Source organism: Cellulomonas oligotrophica (genome assembly GCF_013409875.1).
In the GTDB taxonomy this organism is placed as follows: Bacteria; Actinomycetota; Actinomycetes; order Actinomycetales; family Cellulomonadaceae; genus Cellulomonas; species Cellulomonas oligotrophica.
On record NZ_JACCBK010000001.1, the window covers coordinates 2,952,637 to 2,975,948 of the forward strand.

Consider the following 23,312-nt stretch of genomic DNA (forward strand, 5'->3'; position numbering starts at 1 on the left):
TCGTCCCCCGGCCGACCCCCTAGGCTCGCGACGTGGACCGCAGCGCACGCAGCACGGCACCGGCCGGCGCCCGCCTGCCCGGGATCCCCGCCGGGCTGCGCGACGCGGGTCGCACGCTGGTCATGGGCGTCGTCAACGTCACGCCCGACTCGTTCTCCGACGGCGGGCGGTGGTACGAGCCCGGTGCCGCGGTCGCGCACGGCCTGGAGCTGCTCGCGCAGGGTGCGGACCTGCTCGACGTCGGCGGCGAGTCCACCCGCCCCGGGTCGGCGCGCGTGCCGGTCGAGGACGAGCTCGCCCGGGTGCTGCCGGTCGTCGAGCGCCTCGTGGCGGCGGGTGCGGTCGTGAGCGTCGACACCACGCGGGCCGCGGTCGCCCAGGCGGCCGTCGAGCGGGGCGCGGTCCTCGTCAACGACGTCTCGGGCGGCCTGGCCGACCCGGGCATGCACGCCGTCGTGGCGCGCACCGGCGTCGCGTACGTGGCGATGCACTGGCGCGGGCACGCGGACGTGATGGACGAGCACGACGTGTACGACGACGTCGTCGCGGACGTCCGGCGCGAGCTCGCGGAGCGGGTGGCGCAGATGCGCGCCGCGGGCGTGCGCGACGACCAGGTCGTGCTCGACCCGGGGCTGGGCTTCGCCAAGTCGGGCGCGAGCAACTGGCCGCTGCTCGCGCACCTGCCGGCGCTCGTGGCCGACGGGTTCCCCGTGCTGGTGGGCGCGAGCCGCAAGCGGTTCCTCGGGCACCTGCTCGCCGGGGCCGACGGCCGTCCGGTGCCGCCGCTGCAGCGTGACCGGGCCACGGCCGCGGTCACGGCGCTGGCGGCGCACGCGGGCGCCTGGGCGGTGCGGGTGCACGAGGTCGCGGCGTCGGCGGACGCCGTGCGGGTGGCCGCGGCCTGGGGTGCCGCGCAGGACGGGCCCGGTCCACGGGCGACGACGGGTGCGGGCGCACGCCCGCACGGGGGAGAGGAGGCGCGGTGAACGTGCACGACGACGACGTCAGCGACGGCTCGGGCCGGCGGCTCGACCAGATCCGGCTCCAGGGCATCAGCGCGTACGGGTACCACGGGGTCCTGGACCACGAGAGACGCGACGGGCAGACGTTCCTCGCGGACGTCGTGCTGCACGTCGACACGCGGCGGGCCGCGGCCGGCGACGACCTGGTGCACACCGTGCACTACGGGGTCGTGGCCGAGCAGGTGGCCGCGGTGCTGTCCGGCGACCCGGTCGACCTCGTCGAGACGGTGGCCGAGCGGATCGCCGCGACCGTGCTCGCCCACCCCCTCGTCCAGGCCGTGGACGTGGCGGTGCACAAGCCGCAGGCGCCCATCACCGTGCCGTTCGGCGACGTCGTGGTCTCGATCCGCCGCGACCGGTCCAAGCTGCCGGCCGCGGAGCCGTACCAGGGGCCGCCGGCGTCGGGTCGGCGCGCGGCGCCCGCCGACCCGGCCCGCACGCACCCCCCGACGGCACCGATGCCGCTGACCGCGCCGGCACGCGGCGACGGCGCCCGCGCCGAGGCGCACGACCACGACGGCCACCCGGTGCGGGAGTCGGTGCTGCCGTCCGGGCACCTGCCGCCGCTGCCGGCACCGGCGGGCACCCTGCCCGCGCCGCCGTCCCCGACCGGGCCGCTGCCGCCCCCCGGCCCGGCCGCCGCGGCGATGCCCGTGCCGTCGACCCCGCCGGGCGGGCACCCGGGCGTCTACGCGGGCACGCACGCCGGGTCGCACGGCGGCGGTCTCGAGCCCCGTCCGGCGCCGTCCGTCCCCGACGACGAGCCGCCCGCCGCGCGCACCGCGCTCATGCCGCCGGTGCGGTGGGAGGACGAGCCGCCGACGTCGCCCGTGACCGGCGAGCTGGTCGTCGACGAGCTCGACCAGGCGCCCCCCGCGCCCGTCGACGTGGTCCTGGCGCTCGGCGCCAACGTCGGCCCCGCGCAGGAGACCCTGCGGCACGCGGTCGCCGACCTGGCCGCGGTGCCGGGCGTCGAGATCGTCGCGGTCTCGCCCCTCGCCCGGACCGCGGCGGTGGGCCCCGAGCAGCCCGACTACCTCAACGCGGTGCTGCTGGCCCGCACGTCGCTGGGCCCCCGGGACCTGCTGCGGGCCGTGCACGCGGTCGAGCAGCGCCACGGGCGCGAGCGCGCCGAGCGGTGGGGCCCGCGCACGCTCGACGTCGACATCGTCGTGTACGGCTCGACGACGGCCGTGACGGACGACCTGGAGCTGCCGCACCCGCGGGCGCACGAGCGGGCGTTCGTGCTCGCACCGTGGGCGCAGGTCGACCCGGAGGCCGTGCTGCCCGGGCTCGGGGGCGGGCCGGTCGCGCAGCTGGCCGCCACCGCGCCCGACCGTGAGGGCGTGCGCTGGATGGCCCTGGACTGGCTCACGGCCCCCGTGCCCGCGGCCAGCCCGGAGCCGGACGACGAGCACGGGCCGGACGCGCAGCAGCCATGACCGCGACCCGCTGGCAGACGCTCCTGCTCACCGCCGTCGGCGCGACGGCGGTGACGTGGTCGCTCCTGCGGGTGCTGGTCACGCGCGGCGGCACGCCGCCGGAGGTGCCGTGGCTCGTCGTGGCCGTCGAGGTGCTGATCGCGGCGGTCGTGCTGGCGATGGGCTGGGCGGTGCGGCAGTACCAGCAGGGGCGGCGCCCGACGCTGGACCCGATGCGGGCCGCGCGCACCGCGGTGCTGGCGAAGGCGTCGTGCTACACGGGGGCGCTGCTCGCGGGCTGGTACGGCGGCCAGGCGCTGTCGCTGCTCGTCGACGCGGACGTCCCCGGCAACGGGGAGCGGGCCGCGGCCGCGGGCGTCGCGGCCCTCGGCGCGGTGGTCATGGTCGTCGTCGGGCTCGTCGTCGAGCACTTCTGCCGCATCCCGCCGCCGGAGGCCGAGCAGGACCTGCGCGGCACGGACCCCGCGGCGTCCTGACCGGGGGGAGGTGCGCCGGTGCAAGGATGGGCGTCATGACGTCCGACCTGCCGGCCACCGGCCCGTTCGACCCCGCCGACGTCGTGTGGACGCCGGTGTCGACCCGGCTCGCGCGCGTGCGGCTCCTGCTCCTCGCCCTGTGGGGGGTGCTGCTGCTCGCGATCACGGGCGGCGTCGCCGCGCTCGTCGGCGCGGCGTGGCTGTGGGCCCTGCCGGCGGTGGTCGCGGCGCTGCTGCTGTGGGCGGCGCTGCTCGTGCCGCGTCAGGTGCGGGCGCTCGCGTACGCCGAGCGTGACGACGACCTGCTGATCCGCCGCGGCATCATGTTCCGCCAGCTCGTCGTCGTGCCGTACGGCCGCATGCAGTACGTCGACGTGTCCGCCGGGCCGCTCGCGCGCCGGTTCCGCATCGCCTCGGTGCAGCTGCACACGGCCGCACCGACGACGAACGCGTCGATCGAGGGCCTGCCGCCGGAGGAGGCCGCGCGCCTGCGCGACCGGCTGGCCTCGCGCGGCGAGGCCCGGCTGGCGGGGCTGTGAGCGCGTCGGTCGACGGCCCGGCCCCCGCGCCCCGGCCGGACGCGGGCGTGCCGCCCGAGCCGACCCCGCGCGCCGGCGACGTCCCCGCCGACGCGTGGCGCCGCATGCACCCGGTCACGCCGGCGCTGCGCGGCTGGAAGGTGCTCGTCGCGGTCGTCGCGATCGTCGGCTACCAGGCGGCGGACGACCTGCGCCGGGCGGCGGAGCTGCTCGACGAGGGCACGGCGTGGCTGGTGCTGCTGGGTGCGCTGGTGCTCGTCGGCGCCGTCGGGTTCCTGTACTCGCTGCTGGCGTGGCGGGCCACCCGGTTCGCGGTCACGGCCGAGGCGGTCCACCTGCGGCACGGGATCCTGTTCCGGCAGCAGCGCCAGGCCCGGCTCGACCGGCTGCAGGCCGTCGACGTCGTCCAGCCGCTGCTCGCGCGCCTGTTCGGGCTCTCGCAGCTGACCCTGGAGGTCGCCGGCGGCAGCGGGTCCGCCGTCGAGCTGGCGTTCCTGCGCGAGCAGGAGGCGACCGAGCTGCGCGCGCAGATCCTCGCGCTGGCCGCGGGCGTCCGGCAGGAGCCCGTCGCCCCGGCGGTCGGGCCCGCCGCGCCCCGCGCGGACGCACCGGGCGGGGGGTCGGCCGACGGGGCGGGCGCTGCCGGGCCGGACGGCGGCGCGGTCGTCGAGGGCGCGGCGCACCCTGCGGCCGCCGTGCCGGCGACCTCCGCGACGTCGCCGGTGCCGACGCTCCCGGTCTTCGCCGAGGCCCCCGAGCGTCAGGTGTACGACCTGCCCACGGGCCGGCTCGTCGGCTCGCTCGTCCGTTCGGTGCCGCCGTGGTTCCTGGTCGTGGGGCTCGTCGCCGGCGGGGTCGTCGTGGCCGTCACCCGCGACGTGGGCGGCGTGTTCTTCGCCGTGCCCGCCGTGCTCGGCGTCGGCGGGTACGTGTGGGGCCGCGTCAACACGGCCGCGACCTTCCGGGCCGCGACGTCGCCCGACGGGATCCGGCTGCGCCACGGGCTGACCGAGACCCGCACGCAGACCGTGCCCCCGGGCCGGGTGCAGGCCGTGCGCCTGTCGCAGGGCCCCCTGTGGCGCCGGTCCGACTGGTGGACCGTCGAGATGAACGTGGCCGGCTACGGCACGGGCGACGGCACCTCGGCCGACCAGGGCACGGTGCTGCACCCGGTCGCGACCCGCGCGGAGGCGGCCACCGCCCTGTGGCTGGTGCTGCCGGACCTCGGCGTGGACGACCCCCTCGCGGCGCTCGACGCGGCCCTGGGCGGCACCGGCGACGACGGCGGCTTCACCCCCGCGCCCCGGCGGGCCCGCTGGGTCGACCCGGTGAGCTGGCGCAGCCACGGCGTGCTCGTCACCCGGACCGCGCTGGTCATGCGCTCGGGCCGGTTCTGGCGCACGGTCGTGGTCGTGCCGCACGAGCGCACGCAGAGCCTCGGCGTGGGGCAGGGCCCGGTGCAGCGCCGCCTCGGCCTGGCCACGTTCGAGGCGCACTCGACGCCGGGGCCCATCGTGCCGACCGTGCAGCACCTGGACGCGGCGGCCGTGCGGGCGCTCCTGGACGAGCAGTCCGCCCGGGCGCGGCAGGCCCGCCGCGTCGCCGGCCCGGAGCTGTGGATGCGGGCCGCGACCGCGGACCTCCCGGGGGTCGCGGGCGCCGAGCCGCCCCTCGACGTGCCCACGGCGCAGGCCGCGGGTGCGCCGGGCGCCGCGTCGGGTGCGGTCGACGGGCTGCGTGCCGCCGAGGGGGCCGACGTCCCCGAGGGCCCGCGGTGACGGCCGAGCCGCCGGCGCGGCCCGGCCGGCTCGGCGTCGGCGTGGTCGGCACCGGTCGGGTCGGCGCGGTCCTGGGCAGCGCGCTGCAGGCCGCGGGCCACCCCGTGGTCGCGGTCAGCGCGGTGTCCGAGGCGTCCCGCGAGCGGGCCGCGGCGCTCCTGCCGGGCGTGCCGGTCGTCGACGTCCCCGAGGTCGTGCGCCGTGCCGAGCTGGTGCTGCTGGCCGTGCCCGACGACGCGCTCGCGGGCCTGGTCCGCGGGCTCGCGGAGACGGGTGCGTGGCAGGCGGGGCAGATCGTCGTGCACACGTCGGGCCGCTACGGCGTGGACGTGCTGGCCCCGGCGCGCGTGGCGGGGGTCATCCCGTTGGCGCTGCACCCGGCGATGACGTTCACGGGCACCTCGCTGGACCTCTCGCGCCTGGTGGGCTGCGCGTTCGCCGTGACGGCCCCGGGGCCGGTGCTGCCGATCGGGCAGGCGCTCGTCGTGGAGGTCGGGGGCGAGCCCGTGGTCGTCGCCGAGCAGGCGCGGGGGCTGTACCACGCGGGTCTCGCGCACGGCGCGAACCACCTGGTGGTGCTCGTCGCGCAGGCCGCCCAGGTGCTGCGCGAGGCCGGGGTGGCCGAGCCCGGGCGGGTGCTGCGCCCGCTGCTGGACGCCGCCCTCGACGGCGCGCTGCGGGCCGAGGACGCGGCGGGTCCCGACGGCGTGGGGGCCATCGGCGCGCTCACGGGCCCCGTGCGCCGCGGCGACGCCGGCACGGTGCACGAGCACGCTGTGACCCTGGCCGCACTGGGTGCCCGCACCGGGGCCGTCGACGTGCCGACGGGGTACGGTGCCCTGGCCCGGGCGGCCGCGGCCCGTGCGCTGGCCGCGGGCGTCGTCACGGCCGAGGACGCCCAGCACGTGCTGGACGCCCTGGCGGGCATCACCGGCGCCCCGCCGGTGTTGGGGACGGACGGGGCGGCCACCGGGCCGTCCACCGACGACGACGGGTCGACGCCCGGCGCGCCGCAGGAGGACGCATGACCACCACGACGCCCGCGCTGGTGCGCGACCGCGGCGAGCTCGCCGCGGCGCTGGCCGCGCAGGACGCGACGACGATGCCGCGCGCCGAGGGCGCGCCGGACGGCGGGCGCCGGTACCGGCGTGCCGTCGTCATGACGATGGGGGCGCTGCACGACGGGCACCTCGCGCTCGTGGCGGAGGCGAAGCGCCTCGCGGAGGTCGTCGTGGTGACGATCTTCGTCAACCCGCTGCAGTTCGGGCCGGCGGAGGACCTGGCCCGGTACCCGCGCGACCTCGACGGCGACCTGCGCCTGCTCGCCGGGCCGGGCCTGCTGGGTCCGTCCGACGTGGTCTTCGCCCCGACGGTCGACGTGGTCTACCCCGACGGCGACCCGACGGTGCGGGTGGGTGCGGGTGCGCTGGGCGACGTGCTCGAGGGCGCGTCCCGGCCGGGCCACCTCGACGGCGTGCTGACGGTCGTCCTCAAGCTGCTGCACCTGACGCAACCCGACGTGGCGGTGTTCGGGGCCAAGGACGCCCAGCAGCTCGCGGCGGTGCGCCGCATGGTGCACGACCTCGACGTGCGGGTCGACGTGGTCGCGCACCCGACGGTGCGGGAGGACGACGGGCTGGCGCGCTCGAGCCGCAACGCGTACCTCGCGGCGGACGAGCGGGCGCGGGCCCGGGCGCTGGCGGCGGCCCTCGACGCGGGCGCGGCGGCGGCGGACGACGGCGCCGGGCCGGCGGGCGTCCTGGCGGCCGCGCGGTCGGTCCTCGACGCGCGCCTGACGCCGGACGACGCGGTGGACTACGTGGCGCTCGTCGACCCCGCGACCTTCGCGGACGCGGGGCCGGGCACGGAGCGGGCGCTGCTGCTGCTCGCGGTGCGGGTCGGCGCGACCCGCCTCATCGACAACGCGACGGTGGTGCTGCGCGGGGCGGTCGCCGCCGCGGCGCGCACCGGCCACGGGGACGGGGCTGACGCATGACCACGCTGCACCGCACGATGATGACGGGCAAGATCCACCGCGCGACGGTCACGGCGGCGGACCTGCACTACGTCGGGTCGATCACGATCGACGCGGACCTGCTCGCGGCCGCGGACGTGCTGCCCGGGCAGCAGGTCGACGTCGTCGACGTGACGAACGGCGCCCGGCTGACGACGTACGCGATCGCGGGCGAGCCCGGGTCGGGCCAGGTCTGCGTCAACGGCGCCGCGGCGCACCTCGTGCACCCGGGCGACGTCGTCATCGTCATCGCCTACGGCACGATGTCGGACGCCGAGGCCCGCACGTACTCACCGCACGTGGTGCTCGTCGACGCGGACAACCGGGCGGTCGCGACGGGCGAGGACCCGGGCGGCGTGCCCGCGGACTGGTCCGCGGCGACGGGGCTGGAGCCCAGCGGCCTGTCGCTCGCCGACGGCCGCGACGCGGTCGCCCGGCGGTGACGCGGCTCGCCACCCGGCTCGCGGCGCCCGCCCCGGGCTGGACGACGCACGCCGACGCGGTCGTCGTGGGCTCGGGGATCGCGGGCCTGACGGCGGCGCTCGAGCTGCGCACCCGGGTGCGGCGCGTGCTGCTGGTGACCAAGGGCGTGCTGGTCAGCGGGTCGACGGTGTGGGCGCAGGGCGGTGTCGCGGCGGCCCTCGACCCGTCGGACTCCCCGGCGGCGCACCTGCACGACACGCTCGTCGCGGGCGGCGGCCTGTGCGACCCCCGCGCGGTGGAGACGCTCGTGACGGAGGGCCCGGCGCGCGTGCGCGAGCTCGTGGGCCGCGGTGCGGTGTTCGACACGGGCCCCGACGGCGGCATCGCCCTGACCCGTGAGGGCGGGCACCTGGCCGACCGGATCGCCCACGCGGGCGGCGACGCGACCGGCGCGGAGATCTCCCGCGCCCTGGTCGCGCAGATCGAGGCGGTCCGCGACGACCCGGGCATCGAGGTCGTCGAGCACGCCCTCGTGCTGGACGTGCTCACGGGCGCCCCCGACGCGGACGGGCGGCCCGGGCCGGTGCGCGGCGTCACGCTGCACGTCATCGGCGAGGGGCAGCGCGACGGCGTCGGCGCCGTCCTGGCCCCGGTGGTCGTGCTGGCCACGGGCGGCATCGGCCAGGTGTACCGCTCGTCGACGAACCCCGCGCAGGCCACGGGCGACGGCATCGCCGCGGCCCTGCGGGCCGGCGCCCGCCTCGGCGACATGGAGTTCGTGCAGTTCCACCCGACGGTGCTCTGGCTCGGCAGCGGCGTGAAGGGCCAGCTCACGCTGGTCTCGGAGGCGGTCCGCGGCGAGGGCGCGCTGCTGCTCGACACCGACGGCGTGCGGTTCATGCCGGACGTGCACCCGCTGGCCGAGCTCGCCCCCCGGGACGTCGTGGCGCACGCGATCGTGCGGCAGATGACGTCCACGGGCGCGGACCACGTGTGGCTGGACGCCCGTCACCTGGGTGCGGACTTCCTGCGCCGCCGCTTCCCGACGATCCACGAGCGGCTGCGCGAGCACGGCATCGACCTCACGACGGACCTCGTGCCGGTGGCGCCCGCCCAGCACTACCACTCCGGCGGGGTCGTCACCGACCTCGACGGGCGCACGTCCGTGCCCGGGCTGTACGCGGTCGGGGAGGTCGCGTGCACGGGCGTGCACGGCGCCAACCGGCTCGCGTCGAACTCGCTGCTGGAGGGCCTGGTGTTCGCGCACCGGGCCGCGCGCGACGTGGTGGCCCGCCTCGACGGCGGGTTCCTCGTGCCCGGCGACCCCGTCGAGCGGCCGGGCCCGGCGACCCTCGTCGCGGCCGCCGCGCGCGCCCGCATCCAGCGGGTCGCCACCGACGGCCCGGGCGTGCTGCGCTCGGCCGAGGGCCTCACGGCCGCGGCCGCACGCCTGGCCGCCGTCCCGACCGACGCGCACCGGCGGCACGACGACGGGCGCACGCTCGCCGCCCCGCAGGTCGCGGAGTGGGAGACGACGAACGTGCACCAGGTCGCGTCGGTGCTCACGGACGCCGCCCTGGCGCGCGAGGAGTCCCGCGGCGGCCACGCCCGCACGGACTTCCCGGCGACCGACGACGCGTGGCGCGTCCGCCTGGAGGCGGTGCTCGACCCCGACGGCGCGCTGGCGGTGACCCGCAGCCCGGTCACGGGTCTGCGCTGACCCTCCCGCCCCGGCCGGCGGGTGCACCGGTGCGCGGTCGGTAGGTTGGGCGCGTGCCCGCCACGACCCCCGCCCCGCCCGTGCCCGCCGACCCCCGGAGCGGGGTGCTGCCCGGCGACCCGGGCCCTGACGCCGCCGACGTGGCCCGCGTGGTCGCCGCGGCGCTCGACGAGGACCTCGGCCCGCTGGGCCGCGACGTGACGACGCAGGCGACGGTCCCGGCGTCCGCGACCGGCGCGGCCGACGTCGTGGCCCGCGCCCCGGGCGTCGTCGCCGGCCTCGTGGTGCTGCCGGTGGTGCTCGACGAGGTCGCCCGCCGCCTGGGCCTGCCCGCCGCGACCGTCGAGGTGCTGCGGCCCGACGGCTCGGCGGTCGCGCCGGGCGACGTCGTCGCGACCGCCACCGGCCCCGTCCAGGTGCTCCTCGTCGCCGAGCGCACGCTGCTCAACCTCGTCTCGCGCGCCTCGGGCGTGGCGACCCACGCGCGCCGGTGGACGGACGCGCTCGCGGGCACGGGCGCGCAGGTGCTCGACACCCGCAAGACGACGCCGGGCCTGCGGGCGCTGGAGAAGTACGCGGTGCGGTGCGGCGGCGGCACCAACAAGCGCATGGGCCTGCACGACGTCGCGATGGTCAAGGACAACCACGTCGTGGCGGCGGGCTCGGTCGCCGGGGCGATCGCCGCGGTGCGGGCCCGGTTCCCCGACGTCGCGGTGCAGGTCGAGGTCGACACCCCGGAGCAGGCGGACGAGGCCCTCGACGCGGGCGCGGACTTCCTGCTGCTCGACAACATGCCCACGCCGGTGCTGGCGGCGACGGTCGCGCGGGTGCGCGCCCGCGAGCAGGAGACGGGGCACGTGGACCTCGAGGCGACGGGCACCCTCACGCTGGACCGGGCCGCGGAGGTCGCGGGCACGGGGGTGGACTTCCTGTCCGTGGGGGCGCTGACGCACTCCTCGCCGATCCTCGACGTGGCGCTGGACCTGCGCGCGTCCTGAGCCGGTCACGGGTGCGCGACCGTGCCGGTGCGCCCCGGGGCCGACCGTAGGATTGCGCGGTGACCTCCACGCCCTCCGCCGAGCCCGTCGAGCCCGCCGCCGTCGTCGACGACGTCCCCGAGCAGATCCGGGTCCGGCGCGAGAAGCGCGAGCGGCTGCTGGCCGCGGGGGTGGCGCCGTACCCGGTGGGCGTGCCGCGCACGCACACGGTCGAGGAGGTGCGCGCGGCGCACACGGACCTCGAGCCCGGTGCGGAGACGGACGACGTGGTCGGAGTCGCGGGGCGCGTGGTGTTCCTGCGGATCACGGGCCGGCTGGTCTTCGCGATGCTGCAGGACGGGGCGGGCAACCGGCTGCAGGCGATGCTCAGCCAGAAGGAGGTGGGCGCGGACGCGCTCGCGTCGTTCAAGGCGGACGTCGACCTCGGCGACCACGTGTTCGTGCACGGGCGGGTGATCTGCTCGCGCACCGGCGAGCTGAGCGTCATGGCCGACGAGTGGCGCATGGCCGCGAAGGCGATCCGTCCGCTGCCGAACCTCTACGAGGGCACCGAGATGTCCGAGGAGGCCCGGGTCCGCCAGCGCTACGTCGACCTGGTGGTGCGGCCCGGCGCGCGGGACATGGTGCGCACGCGCGCGGCCGTGGTGCGTTCCCTGCGCGAGAACTTCCACCGTCGCGGGTACCTCGAGGTCGAGACCCCGATGCTGACGACGCGGGCGGAAGGCGCTGCGGCCCGGCAGTTCGAGACGCACATGAACGCGTTCGACATCGACCTGTTCCTGCGGATCGCGCCCGAGCTGTTCCTCAAGAGGGCTGCGGTCGGCGGTGTCGAGAAGGTCTTCGAGATCAACCGGAACTTCCGCAACGAGGGCGTCGACGCGACGCATTCCCCGGAGTTCGCGATGCTGGAGGCGTACGAGGCCTACGGCGACTACGACACGATGGCGGTGCTCACGCAGGACCTCGTGCAGACGGCCGCGCTCGACGCGTTCGGCACCACGACGGTGACGCTCGCGGACGGCTCGGAGTACGAGCTGGGCGGGGAGTGGGCGCAGCTGACGATGTACGGGTCGTTGTCGCAGGCGCTGGGCGAGGAGATCACGCACGACACCCCGGACGCCGTGCTCGTCGCGCTGCTGGAGAAGGCGGAGATCGACCTGGCCCCGGCGCGGCGCAACCACGGCAAGCTCGTCGAGGAGCTGTGGGAGCACCACGTGGGCTCGACGCTGTGGGCGCCGACGTTCGTGCGGGACTTCCCCGTGGAGACGTCGCCGCTGACGCGTGACCACCGCACGCACGACGGGCTGGTCGAGAAGTGGGACCTGTACGTGCGCGGCCTGGAGCTGGCGACGGCGTACTCCGAGCTGGTCGACCCGGTCGTGCAGCGGCAGCGCTTCGAGGCGCAGGCGCTGCTGGCCGCGGGCGGCGACGACGAGGCCATGCGCATCGACGAGGACTTCCTCGCCGCGATGGAGCACGCGATGCCCCCGTCGGGCGGCATGGGGATGGGCGTGGACCGGCTGATCATCGCGATGACGGGCCAGGGCATCCGCGACACGATCCTTTTCCCGCTCGTGAAGCCGCAGGCGTGAGGAGCCGATGATGGACGGATGGGGTGCGGTGGCGGCGGCGGTGCTGCCGTCGATCGGCGTCGGCCTGATCTTCTGGTATGCGATGCGTGCGCTCGTGAATGCTGATCGTCGTGAGCGCGAGGAGATCGCGCGCATGGATGCGCAGGCACGGGAGTCCGGCGACCTGTGAAATGTGCCGCACCCGCGGCGCATGGTTTGACGATGTATTCATCGGGTGACATCCTGACGCCGTCCCGGATATCCCCCTCACGAATGCACCGGAGTACACAATGGCTCAGAAGGTCCAGGTCCTGCTGGTCGACGACGTCGACGGCGGAAGCGCCGACGAGACCGTCACGTTCGGGCTCGACGGCGTCACCTACGAGATCGACCTGACGACGGAGAACGCCGCGAAGCTGCGCGACGGGCTGGCCACGTGGGTCGGTCACGCGCGCAAGGTGTCGGGCCGCGCGTCGGGCCGTTCCACGGCGCCGGCCCGGGCGCGTGCACCGCGCTCGAGCGACGCGCAGGAGATCCGCGAGTGGGCCAAGTCCAACGGCTTCCACGTCTCGGAGCGCGGCCGCATCTCGGCCGAGGTGAAGAAGGCGTACGACGACGCGCACTGACGTGCGCCGTCGGCACTGACGCGTCGCACGCGTCGGGCCGCACGCGGGGGGAACGACGCGAGGGGCCCGGCACCGTCACGGTGCCGGGCCCCTCGGCGTCTGCCCGGGTGCTGCCGCGGGTCGGCGCGGCTCAGGCCCGCGTCAGGGTGAGGTCGCGCGCGGCGGCGTAGCGGGCCCGGACCTCGGGCACGGCCGGTGCGCTGGCGACCTGCGCGTCGGCGGCGGCCGACCACGACGGGGCGGCGTCCTGGCCCGAGAGGACCCAGGCGGCCTGGCGGGCGGCCCCGTCGGCGACGTACTCGCCGGGGGTCGGCACGTGCACGTCGAGCCCGAGCACCGTGGGGGCCAGCGCCCGCACCGCGGCGGACTGCGCGCCGCCGCCGATGAGGAACAGGCGCTGCACGGGCACGCCCACGGCCCGCAGGGCGTCGATGCCGTCGGCCAGCGAGCAGAGCATGCCCTCGACGGCGGCGCGGGCCAGGTGTGCGGGGGTCGTGGTGCCCAGGGTCATGCCGTGCAGGGACCCGGTCGCGTCGGGCCGGTTGGGGGTGCGCTCGCCCTCCAGGTACGGCACGAGGACGAGTCCGTCTGCGCCGGCGGGCGCGGACAGCGCGAGCTCGGACAGGCCGGCGTGGTCGACGCCGAGCATGCGGCCCGCGGCGTCGAGCACCCGCGAGGCGTTGAGCGTGCACGCCAGCGGCAGGAACGCCCCGGTCGCGTCGGCGAACCCGGTGACCAGGCCGCTGCCGTCGGCGGTGGGGGCGGCGGACACGGCGGAGACGACGCCGGACGTCCCGATCGACACGGCGACGTCGCCGGGGCCCAGGCCGAGCGCGAGCGCGGCGGCGGCGTTGTCGCCGGCGCCGGGGCCGAGCACGGGGCGGGCGCCGAGCAGGGCCTGCGGGCCGGCCTCGCGGGGGCCGAGCACGCGGGGCAGCACGGGCACGGAGCCCAGCGCGCGCTCGAGCAGGTCGGTCCGGTAGCCGCCCGTGGCGGGGGACCAGTACCCGGTGCCGGACGCGTCGGACCGGTCGGTGACGAGGGCGTCGATCCCGAGGGTGTCGCCGCCGCCGGCCAGGCGCCACGTGAGCCAGTCGTGGGGGAGCGCGACGGCGGCCACGCGGGCGGCGTTCTCGGGCTCGGCGTCGCGCAGCCACCGCAGCTTGGTGACGGTCAGGGACGCGACGGGCACGGACCCGATCGCGTCGGCCCACGCCTGGGCGCCCGCCTCGACGTCGCCGCCGCCGAGCTCGCGCACGAGGTCGGCGGCGGCGGGGGCGGACCGGGTGTCGTTCCAGAGCAGCGCGTCGCGCACGACCCGGCCGTCGGCGTCGAGCGCGACCATGCCGTGCTGCTGCCCGCCGACCGACACGGCCTCGACGTCGTCGAGCCCGCCCGCGGCGGTGATCGCCTGCTGCAGGGCCTCCCACCAGCGGTCCGGGTGGACCTCCGTGCCGTCGGGGTGCCCGGCGCGGCCGAACCGCACGAGGGCACCGGTCTGCGCGTCGCGCACGACCACCTTGCAGGACTGCGTGGAGGAGTCCACGCCCGCCACGAGCGTCATCGTCCGTGCTCCTTCTCGTCGGGGTCGTCGCCGGAGGGTGCGGCGACGTGCGGACGCCCGGGCGCACGCGGCGCCCGGGCGTCGGCGGGGTGTCAGCCGCGCGCGCCGAGGGCGTGCTCGAGCGCGAGCTGGTTGAGGCGCACGAACCCGAAGCCGCGGGCGGCGACGGCGTCGACGTCGAAGTCCTCGAACGCGGACCGGTCGGCGAGCAGGTCGGCGAGGGTCTCGCCCTCGTCGAGCGTCGGCTGCGAGAGCTCGAGGACGCCGGCGGCCTCGAGGGCCTCCTGCACCTCGGGGTCGGCGCGGAACGCCTGCGCCCGCTCCTTGAGCAGCAGGAACGTCGACATGTTGGCCGCCGCCGAGACCCACACGCCCTCGGCGTCCTCGGTGCGCGACGGCTTGTAGTCGAAGTGGATCGGGCCGTCGTACCGGGGGCCGCCGCCGGGGAACCCGTTGACGAGCAGGTCGACGGTCGCGAACGCGGAGAACAGGTCGCCGTGGCCGAACACGAGGTCCTGGTCGTACTTGATGCCGCGCTGGCCGTTGAGGTCGATGTGGAAGAGCTTGTCCGCCCACAGCGCCTGCGCGAGGCCGGTGGTGTAGTTCAGGCCGGCCATCTGCTCGTGGCCGGTCTCGGGGTTGAGGCCGACGATGTCGCCGTGCTCGAGCTTCGCGATGAGGCCGAGCGCGTGGCCGATCGTCGGGAGCAGGATGTCGCCGCGGGGCTCGTTGGGCTTGGGCTCGAGCGCGATGCGCAGGCCGTAGCCCTTCTCCTTGATGTACGACGCGACGGTGTCGATGCCGTCGGCGTAGGCCTGGTGGGCGGCGTACAGGTCCTTGGCGGAGTCGTACTCGGCGCCCTCGCGCCCACCCCACATGACGAACGTGTCGGCGCCGAGCGAGGCGGCGAGGTCGACGTTGCGCAGGATCTTGCGCAGCGCGTAGCGGCGCACGCGGCGGTCGTTGGACGTGAACGCGCCGTCCTTGAACACGGGGTGCGTGAACGTGTTCGTCGTGACCATCTCGACGGTGATGCCGGTCTCGGCGAGCGCGGCACGGAACCCGTCGAGGACCTTCTCGCGCTCGGCGTCGGACGAGCCGAACGGCACGACGTCGTCGTCGTGGAACGTCACGTGCGCGGCGCCGAGCTCGGCGAGGCGGTGCACGGACTCCACGGGGTCGAGCCAGGCGCGCGTGGCGGTGCCGAAGGGGTCGGCGGCGTTCCAGCCGACGGTCCACAGTCCGAAGGAGAAGCGGTCGGCAGGGGTGGGCTTGCGGGTCATGAGCACGTCTCCACGTCGAGCGGCGTCCGGGCGGCGATGCCCGGCGGATTTGTTCGTGCCATGAATTTATGCCGTCAGGTCGGTAGGGTCAACCCCGTGCCCGACATCGCCCCCGCACCGCGCCCGCTGCCCCGGCCGGTGCGCGCGAGCCGCCAGGAGCACCTGCGCGCCCACAACCTCGCGGTCGTCCTCGGCCACGTCGTCGACGCCGTCGCCCCGCCGTCCCGCGCGCAGATCGCCGCCGCCACCGGCCTGTCGCGCGGCGCCGTCACCGGCCTGACCGACCTGCTCGTCGACGCGGGCCTCGTGCGCGAGCTCGACCCCGTCGTCCTCGCCCGCGCCGGGCGGCCCGCCGTGCCCCTCGCTCCCGTCGCGGGACGCGTCGCCGGCGTCGGCCTCGAGGTCAACGTCGACTACCTCGGCGTGCGCGCCGTCGACCTCGCCGGCGGCGTCCTCGGCGAGCACGTCGAGCACGTCGACCTGCGCGGCAGCGCACCCGTCGACGCCCTCGACCGGCTCGGCGCGCTCGCCGCCCCCCTGCTCGACCGGCTCGCCGCCGACCGCGTGCACCTCGCCGGCGCCGCCCTCGCGCTGCCCGGCCTCGTCGACCGCGTCACCGGCCCCCTGCGCCTCGCGCCCAACCTCGGCTGGCGCGACGTCGACGTGCTCGACGTGCTCGTCACCGCGGGCACCCTCGGCGGCCTCGTCCCGCGGCTGGCCAACGAGGCCAACCTCGCCGCCCGCGCCGAGGCCCACGCGCGCCGCGCGACCGGCCCCGCGTCGTTCCTCTACGTCTCGGGGGAGGTCGGCATCGGCGGCGCCGTGGTGCTCGACGGCGAGCTGTTCACCGGGCGGCACGGGTGGAGCGGGGAGATCGGCCACGTCGTCGTCGACGGCCGCGCGCCCGGCCGCGACGGCACCCTGGAGGCCCTCGCCGGGCAGGACGCCATCGCGTCGTCCGCCGGTCTCGCCGGCCGGCCGTTCGCGGACGTCGTGGCCGCCGCCGCCGCGGGCGACCCCCGGGCCGTGGCCGCCGCGCACGGGGCCGGGCGCTGGCTCGGGCTCGCCGTCGCGTCGGTCGCCAACGTCGTCGACGTCGCGCACGTCGTGCTCGGCGGCTCGTTCGCCCGCCTCGCCCCGCACGTGCGCGGCCCGGTGCAGGACGCGCTGGACGCGCACGTGATCTTCGCGCCCTGGTCGGCGCCGCAGGTCGTGGCGGCCGTCGCGGGCGACTACCCCGCGCTGTCCGGCGGGGCGCTCGCGGTGCTCCGGCAGGCCGTGGCCGCCCCGGACGCGCTGCTGGCGGGCGTGCCGCGGGGCGCCGTGCGTCCGTAGGGTCGTGCCGTGACCACCCACGCACCCGTCCTGCTCTGGATCGGCACCTACCCGCACGCCGGCATCGGCACCCCCGCCGGGCTCGGCGAGGGCGTGTGGCGCGTGCACCTCGACCCGGCCACCGGCCGGCTGCTCGACGGGCGGCTCGTGGTGCGGACCCCCGCCCCGACCTTCCTCGCGGCCGACCCGGGCGGGCGCGTCCTGCTGGGCGTCGACGAGAGCGCGGCCGGGACCGTCACGGCGTGGGACGTCACCGCCGACGGCGGGCTGGCCCCGCGGGCGACGGTCGGCTCGGGCGGCGGGTACCCGTGCCACGTGCTGCGCACGCCGCAGGCGCTGTACGTGTCCAACTACTCCGACGGCGTCCTCGGGGTGCTGCCGCTCGCCGCCGACGGCGGGTTCGCCCCCGAGGTGCTGGCCGCCGGCGGGGCCGTCCAGCGGTTCGCGCACGCGGGGTCGGGGCCGGTCGTCGACCGGCAGGGCGGGCCGCACGCCCACTTCGCCGCGCTCACGCCGGACGGTCGCCACGTGCTGGTCGTGGACCTGGGCACCGACGAGCTGCGCCGGTACGCGCGCGCCGACGACGGCTCGCTCGCCGAGGCGGGGGTCGCCGCCGCGCTGCCGCCGGGCACCGGTCCGCGGCACCTCGCCTTCTCCGCCGACGGCGCGCTGCTGCACGTCGCGGGCGAGCTCGACGCCACCCTGCACGTGCTCGCGTGGGACGCGGCCTCCGCCACCGGCACGCCGCGGGCGGTGCTGCCGGCCGCACCGGGCCTCGACGGCGGCGCGCCCGCCCACGTGCTGCGCGACGGCGACCGGCTGCTGATGGGCGTGCGCGGCGTCGACGTCCTCACCACCTGGCCGCTGGGGCCCGACGGCACGCCCGGGACGCCCGCGGTCGCACCGCTGCCCGGCCGCACGCCGCGGCACCACGAGGTCGTCGCGGGGTGGACCGTCGTGGCCCTCCAGGAGGAGCACCTGCTCGTGGTGCTCGACCGCGCCGGCGCCGAGATGGGACGCCTCGAGGTGCCGTCGCCGGCGTGCATCGTGCCCGTGACACCCGTGTGAGCGGTCACATCGCAGGTCGCGGGCGTCCGTGACCGAATCGTGACCCTTCTCGGGTGACGCCTCACCCGGTCCTCGTGGTCGACTGACGGGGTCGCGGACGGCGTGACGGGCAGCGTCGCCCGCCGTCGTCCGGGGCGCGGCCGTGCTGGGGGGTGCGGCCGCACACGTCACGAAGGAGTGACCCGGTGCACCGACCGTCCGCGTCCCGTCCTGCCCGCGCCGTCGTCACCGCACCGCCACCACCGCGTCGCCCGCGCACGCCGGGCGGCGCCCTGCACCGCACCGTCGCGGCCGTCGCCGCGCTCGCGCTCGTGGTGCCGCTGCTCACGGCCGTGGTCTCCCCGGCGGCGGCCCGGGTGGTCGCCGAACCCGTGGCGGCGGACGGTGACCTCGCGCGCGTGGGCACCGCCTCGGCCGACCGGTCGCAGGACGACGTCGACGGCTCGTTCCCGCCGGACGCCGCCGTCGACGGCGACCCGTCGACCCGGTGGGCCAGCGGCAACGGCCCGGACGAGGACGTCGAGTTCACCGCGTGGCTGCAGGCGGACCTCGGGGTGACCGCGACGGTCGACCGCGTGGTGCTGGCGTGGGAGGCGGCGTTCGCCCGCCGGTACGAGGTCCAGGTCGCCACGACGGACCCGGCCGACGCCGCCGCGTGGACCACCGTGCACGCGCAGGACGCCGGGGACGGCGGCACGGACGAGATCGTCGTCGACCCCGTGGAGGCCCGGTACGTGCGCGTGCTCATGCTGGAGCGCACGTCGTTCGACTGGGACCCCGCCCGCCCCCACTGGTACGGCTACTCGCTGTTCGCGCTCGAGGTGCACGGCACGCCCACGGCGGCGACGACCGCGTTCGCCCGGTCGGCGCAGACGGTGCCCGCGGGCACGACGGCGCAGGTCGAGGTGCTGCTGGGCGCCCCGGCCGCGGCGGAGGTCTCGGTGCGGGTCCGCTCGACCGGGGGGTCGGCGGTGCCGGGCACGCACTACACGGCCGTCGACGAGCGGGTCACGTTCGCCGCGGGGGAGCGCACCGCGCAGGTCGCGGTCGCGACCGTCGACGGCGGCCCGCTGGCACCGGCCACGACCGTCGCCCTGACCCTCGACGACCCGTCCGCCGGCCTCGTCCTGGGCGGCCGCACCGCCACCACGGTGACCCTCGCGCCGCACGGCGACCTGCCGGACGTGGGTGACGTCGAGGTGCTGCACGACTTCGCCGACGGTGTCCCCACGGGCTTCGTGCCCTGGGGCAGCCGGCCGGAGGTCACGCCGGTGCTCGGCACGGCGCCGTCCGACCGCGACGGTGCGCCGGCGGGCGACCAGGTGCTGCTCGCGACCGTCGGCGCGGAGCCCGCCGCCGGCGACTGGTTCGGTCTGACGCACGACACGGCGGCCACCGACTGGTCGGCGCGGGACGGGTTCACGTTCCGGTTCCGGGGCACGGGCGGCGGCGGGCTGCTGCGGTACGAGCTGAAGAGCGGCGGGCAGCTCTTCGAGACGTCCGTCGTGGACGACGCGGCCGGGTGGCGGCGCGTCAGCGTGCCGTTCGCGCAGCTGCGGCTCAAGGGCGACCCGGCCTCCGACGCCCGGTTCGACCCGGCGGCCTCGACGGGCTGGGCCATCACCCTCACCGACCTGGGCGCGGGCGCGTGGGCCGTCGACGACGTCGGCCTGTACGACCGGCTGACGCTGCTGGAGGACGCGGAGGGCGACGTGCCGCTGGCCGAGCCCGGCAGCACTGTCGGGCTCTTCACGTGGGGCTCGGACGGCGCTCAGGTGTCGCTGGGCGTGCAGCAGCAGGACCGCGACGGTGCACCGGCCGGCAACCACGTGCTCGGCGGGGAGTACCTCGTGCCCGGCGGCGGCTGGGGCGGGTTCTCCCAGAACCTCGCGGCCTCGCAGGACTGGAGCTCGTACCGCGGGATCCGCCTGCTCTGGTACGCGTCGCAGGAGACCCGTCCCGCGTCCCCGACGGCCGGCGCCGACATCAAGGTCGAGCTCAAGGACGGCGGCCCGGACGGCGAGCGCTCGGAGGTGTGGGCGGCGACGTTCAAGGACAGCTGGTCCGCGGACGGCAGCCGCTGGAAGCTCGTGGAGATCCCGTTCGACGCGTTCACGCTCTCCGGCTACCAGCCGGGCGACGAGGCCACGCGCAACGGCACCCTGGACCTCACGTCGTCGTGGGGGTACGCGATCACGTTCGTGCCCGGCGGCGCGCAGGCCCAGGCCTGGTCCGTGGACGACGTCGGCCTGTACGGCGCCGCCGTGCCGCCCGCGGCCGCGCGGGTCGACGCGGACGACGTGGTGCTGGTCGACCCGGGCGACGAGGCGCAGGTGACGCTGCGGCTGACGACCACGGACGGCGAGCCGCTGGCCGACGACGTGGCGGTCAGCTGGCAGGACGCCCCGGGCACCGCGGAGCGCGGCACGCACTACGCACCGGTGCAGGGTGACGCGGTGTTCGCCGCGGGCACGGCGTCGGGTGCGACGACGACGGTCACGGTGACCACGCTGGCGGCCGCACCGGCCGACGACGCCCGCACCCTCACGCTCGACCTGGCGTCCGCCGACGCGGCGCTCGGCGCCGACCCGCGGGTGGTGCTGAACGCCGTCGGGCACCCGTACCTCGACCCGTCGCTGCCGGCCGCCGAGCGGGTCGACGACCTGCTCGGTCGCATGACGCTCGCCGAGAAGGTCGGCCAGATGACGCAGGCCGAGCGTCTCGGGCTCGCGTCGCCCACGCAGGTCGCCGACCTGGGCCTGGGGTCGGTGCTGTCCGGCGGCGGCTCGGTCCCGCGCCCGAACACGGCCGCCGGCTGGGCCGACATGGTCGACGGGTTCCAGCGCCAGGCGCTCTCGACGCGCCTGCAGGTGCCGCTCGTCTACGGCGTGGACGCCGTGCACGGCCACAACAACGTGGTCGGCGCGACGATCTTCCCGCACAACCAGGGCCTGGGGGCCACGCGCGACCCCGACCTGGTCGAGGCCGCGGCGCGCGCCACGGCCGTCGAGACCCGGACGACCGGCGTGCCGTGGACGTTCGCGCCGTGCCTGTGCGTCACGCGCGACGAGCGCTGGGGCCGCTCGTACGAGGCGTTCGGCGAGGACCCGGCGCTCGTGGCCGCGCTGGCCGCGCCCGCGGTGCAGGGGCTGCAGGGCACCGACCCGGCCGACCTGTCGGGGCCGGAGAAGGTGCTGGCCACCGCCAAGCACTGGGTCGGCGACGGCGGCACCCGGTACGAGCCGGCGCAGGCCGGGTCGGGGTACCCGATCGACCAGGGCGTCACGCACGTGGCCGACCTCGACGAGCTGCGGCGCCTGCACGTCGACCCGTACGTGCCGGCGGTCGACGCCGGCGTCGGGTCCGTCATGCCGTCGTACTCGGCGGTCGCGGTCGGCGGTGCGCAGCCGCTGCGCATGCACGAGCACCGCGAGCTCAACACCGACCTGCTCAAGGGCGAGCTGGGCTTCGACGGGTTCCTGATCAGCGACTGGGAGGGCATCGACAAGCTGCCCGGCGGCACCTACCGCGAGAAGGTCGTGCGGGCCGTCGACGCCGGTCTCGACATGGCGATGGCGCCGTACAACTTCGCCGCGTTCGTCGAGGCGCTCACCGGTGCGGTCGAGGACGGCGACGTCGACGAGGCGCGCGTCGACGACGCGGTGCGGCGCATCCTCACGCAGAAGGTCGCGCTGGGCCTGTTCGAGGAGCCGTTCGCGGACCGCTCGCAGGCGGACGCGGTGGGCTCGGACGCGCACCGGGCGGTCGCGCGCGAGGCCGTCGCGGCGTCGCAGGTGCTGCTCAAGGACGACGGCGTGCTGCCCCTGGCCCGTGACGCGCACGTCTACGTCGCGGGGTCCAACGCCGACGACCTCGGCCACCAGGCCGGCGGGTGGACCGTCCAGTGGCAGGGCGGCTCGGGCGACATCACGCAGGGCACGACCGTGCTGGAGGCCCTGCGCGCCGCGGCGCCCGACGCCACCGTCACGTACTCGAAGGACGCGTCGGCGCCGCTCGACGGGGCCGAGGTCGGCGTGGTCGTGGTCGGCGAGCCCCCGTACGCGGAGGGCGTCGGCGACGTCGGCAACAACGGCCGCAGCCTCACGCTGCCGGCCGCCGACCGGGCCGCGATCGACACCGTCTGCGGGGCGGTGGAGTGCGTCGTCCTCGTCGTCGCGGGGCGTCCCCAGCTGGTGACCGAGCACCTCGACGACGTGGACGCCCTCGTCGCGTCGTGGCTGCCCGGCACGGAGGGCGCCGGGGTCGTCGACGTGCTGCTGGGCGACGCGCCCTTCACGGGCCGCCTGCCCGTCTCGTGGCCCGCGACGGCCGAGCAGGTGCCCGTGAACGTCGGCGACGAGGACTACGCGCCGCTGTACGCGTACGGCTGGGGCCTGCGCACCGACGCCCTCCGCACGCGCCTGACCACGGCCGTGGACCTGCTCGACGCGGGCCCGGCCCGGGCCGCCGTGCAGGCCGTCCTCGACGCCCCGGTGTGGGACGGCGACGCGGTCGACCCGGACGCGTCCGAGACGCTCGTGCCCCTGCTCGCCCGGGCGGCCGCGCAGCTCGACCACGACCCGGGCACGACCGACCGCGCGGCGCGGGACGTCGCCCGGGCGGCCGACCTCGTCGTCAGCGGCGTCCGCGACCTCGCGCAGGCCGCGGTCGTGGCCGGGGCGGACGGGCTGCCCGCCGACGCCGTCGCGCTGACGGCCGACGCCGAGCACGCCCTGGTCTCGGGCGACCCCGCGGCGGCGGTCGCGCTGCTCGCGCAGGTCGCGGGCGCCCCGACCACCGACCCCGTGCCCTCGGCGACGACGCTGCGCCTGGCCCCGCGGGTCACCACCCTCGGCGCCCGCACCACCGCCGTCGTCACCGTCCGTGCGGACGGCGCGACGCCCGCGGGCGACGTCGAGGTGCGGGTCGACGACGACGTCGTCGCGACCGGGACGCTCGAACCCGTCGGCGCGGGGCGCGCGCAGGTGCGCGTCACCCTGCCGCGGGGCACGGCCGCCGGGACGCACGACGTCACGGCGACGTCCCTCGGCAGCGCGGCCGTGGCCGGCTCGACGTCGGCGCCGACCACGTGGCGGGTGCTCCCGGGCCTGGCGCGGGTGCGCACCGACGGGACGGACTGGTCTGTCGGCCGCGCCGACCCGAAGGTCGTCGAGGTGCAGGTGCGCGGCGTCGAGGGCGTCCCGCCGACCGGTGACGTGGAGGTCTGGGTGAACGGCCGCCGGAGCGTGACCGTCGACCTGCCGCCGGACGGCACGGTCGCGGTGACCCTGCCGCGCTCGACGCGCACGGGCCTGGTGCTCGTCGTCTACCGCGGCGACCCGTCCTACCTGCCCGCCGTGGCCCCGCCCCGCCTGCTGATCGTCCGGTGACGCCCCGCACCCGCCGCCCCGCCGCCCGGCGTCCGTCGCGCCCCGCGCCGGGACGTCGGGTGG

Annotated in this window: 18 protein-coding genes; 16 read left to right on the plus strand and 2 right to left on the minus strand. The window is 77.2% G+C overall.

Annotation, left to right across the window (positions count from 1 at the left end):
• Nucleotides 1–32: 32 nt before the first annotated feature.
• The 13 genes from folP (at nt 33) to BKA21_RS13540 (ending at nt 12,609) form a co-directional block, all read left to right on the plus strand.
• Nucleotides 33–986, plus strand: a complete 954-nt coding sequence (folP, locus tag BKA21_RS13480; protein WP_373308170.1) for a dihydropteroate synthase — start codon at nt 33–35, stop codon at nt 984–986.
• Nucleotides 983–2,464 carry a 2-amino-4-hydroxy-6-hydroxymethyldihydropteridine diphosphokinase gene (folK, locus tag BKA21_RS13485; RefSeq protein WP_140459588.1) on the plus strand — a complete coding sequence of 494 codons (1,482 nt, stop codon included), beginning with the start codon at nt 983–985 and terminating at the stop codon, nt 2,462–2,464. Before folP ends, folK begins: the two co-directional genes overlap by 4 nt.
• On the plus strand, nt 2,461–2,940 hold the full coding sequence (locus BKA21_RS13490; RefSeq protein WP_140459589.1) for a DUF3180 domain-containing protein: 480 nt from the start codon (nt 2,461–2,463) through the stop codon (nt 2,938–2,940). The genes folK and BKA21_RS13490 overlap by 4 nt, the downstream gene beginning before the upstream one ends.
• A gap of 35 nt (nt 2,941–2,975) precedes the next feature.
• Entirely contained in the window at nt 2,976–3,479 is a 504-nt protein-coding gene (locus tag BKA21_RS13495) for a PH domain-containing protein (protein ID WP_140459590.1), read from the plus strand.
• Nucleotides 3,476–5,257: a PH domain-containing protein gene (locus tag BKA21_RS13500; RefSeq protein WP_239072812.1), complete on the plus strand. Its 1,782-nt coding sequence runs from the start codon at nt 3,476–3,478 to the stop codon at nt 5,255–5,257. Before BKA21_RS13495 ends, BKA21_RS13500 begins: the two co-directional genes overlap by 4 nt.
• Nucleotides 5,254–6,285, plus strand: coding sequence for a Rossmann-like and DUF2520 domain-containing protein (locus BKA21_RS13505; protein ID WP_140459591.1), 1,032 nt, complete (start codon nt 5,254–5,256; stop codon nt 6,283–6,285). Before BKA21_RS13500 ends, BKA21_RS13505 begins: the two co-directional genes overlap by 4 nt.
• Nucleotides 6,282–7,253: a pantoate--beta-alanine ligase gene (gene panC, locus BKA21_RS13510; RefSeq protein WP_140459592.1), complete on the plus strand. Its 972-nt coding sequence runs from the start codon at nt 6,282–6,284 to the stop codon at nt 7,251–7,253. The genes BKA21_RS13505 and panC overlap by 4 nt, the downstream gene beginning before the upstream one ends.
• Nucleotides 7,250–7,714 carry an aspartate 1-decarboxylase gene (panD, locus tag BKA21_RS13515; protein ID WP_140459593.1) on the plus strand — a complete coding sequence of 155 codons (465 nt, stop codon included), beginning with the start codon at nt 7,250–7,252 and terminating at the stop codon, nt 7,712–7,714. Before panC ends, panD begins: the two co-directional genes overlap by 4 nt.
• Complete coding sequence (locus tag BKA21_RS13520; protein ID WP_140459594.1) at nt 7,711–9,414, plus strand: L-aspartate oxidase; 1,704 nt, start codon at nt 7,711–7,713, stop codon at nt 9,412–9,414. Before panD ends, BKA21_RS13520 begins: the two co-directional genes overlap by 4 nt.
• Before the next feature lie 53 nt (nt 9,415–9,467).
• Nucleotides 9,468–10,412 (plus strand): carboxylating nicotinate-nucleotide diphosphorylase, encoded by a 945-nt coding sequence (gene nadC / locus BKA21_RS13525; protein ID WP_373308169.1) that lies wholly within the window; start codon nt 9,468–9,470, stop codon nt 10,410–10,412.
• 59 nt (nt 10,413–10,471) lie between these two features.
• Nucleotides 10,472–12,004: a lysine--tRNA ligase gene (gene lysS, locus BKA21_RS13530; RefSeq protein ID WP_140459595.1), complete on the plus strand. Its 1,533-nt coding sequence runs from the start codon at nt 10,472–10,474 to the stop codon at nt 12,002–12,004.
• A 10-nt stretch (nt 12,005–12,014) separates the two neighbouring features.
• Complete coding sequence (locus BKA21_RS13535; RefSeq protein WP_179625380.1) at nt 12,015–12,173, plus strand: hypothetical protein; 159 nt, start codon at nt 12,015–12,017, stop codon at nt 12,171–12,173.
• Nucleotides 12,174–12,273: 100 nt separating this feature from the next.
• Complete coding sequence (locus BKA21_RS13540; RefSeq protein WP_140459596.1) at nt 12,274–12,609, plus strand: histone-like nucleoid-structuring protein Lsr2; 336 nt, start codon at nt 12,274–12,276, stop codon at nt 12,607–12,609.
• A 130-nt stretch (nt 12,610–12,739) separates the two neighbouring features.
• On the opposite strand, the gene BKA21_RS13545 is transcribed toward BKA21_RS13540, so the two are convergent.
• Both BKA21_RS13545 and xylA read right to left on the minus strand, forming a co-directional pair.
• A complete protein-coding gene (locus BKA21_RS13545; protein ID WP_140459597.1) occupies nt 12,740–14,173 on the minus strand; it encodes a xylulokinase in 1,434 nt (477 codons plus the stop codon).
• A 92-nt stretch (nt 14,174–14,265) separates the two neighbouring features.
• Nucleotides 14,266–15,456, minus strand: a complete 1,191-nt coding sequence (gene xylA, locus BKA21_RS13550; RefSeq protein ID WP_140459598.1) for a xylose isomerase — start codon at nt 15,454–15,456, stop codon at nt 14,266–14,268.
• A 96-nt stretch (nt 15,457–15,552) separates the two neighbouring features.
• Between xylA and BKA21_RS13555 the strand changes: the two genes are divergently transcribed.
• The 3 genes from BKA21_RS13555 (at nt 15,553) to BKA21_RS13565 (ending at nt 23,249) form a co-directional block, all read left to right on the plus strand.
• Nucleotides 15,553–16,791 carry an ROK family protein gene (locus tag BKA21_RS13555; RefSeq protein WP_239072811.1) on the plus strand — a complete coding sequence of 413 codons (1,239 nt, stop codon included), beginning with the start codon at nt 15,553–15,555 and terminating at the stop codon, nt 16,789–16,791.
• 9 nt (nt 16,792–16,800) lie between these two features.
• Complete coding sequence (locus BKA21_RS13560) at nt 16,801–17,859, plus strand: lactonase family protein (RefSeq protein WP_140459600.1); 1,059 nt, start codon at nt 16,801–16,803, stop codon at nt 17,857–17,859.
• A 185-nt stretch (nt 17,860–18,044) separates the two neighbouring features.
• Nucleotides 18,045–23,249 carry a glycoside hydrolase family 3 N-terminal domain-containing protein gene (locus BKA21_RS13565; protein ID WP_170209048.1) on the plus strand — a complete coding sequence of 1,735 codons (5,205 nt, stop codon included), beginning with the start codon at nt 18,045–18,047 and terminating at the stop codon, nt 23,247–23,249.
• Nucleotides 23,250–23,312: the final 63 nt, after the last annotated feature.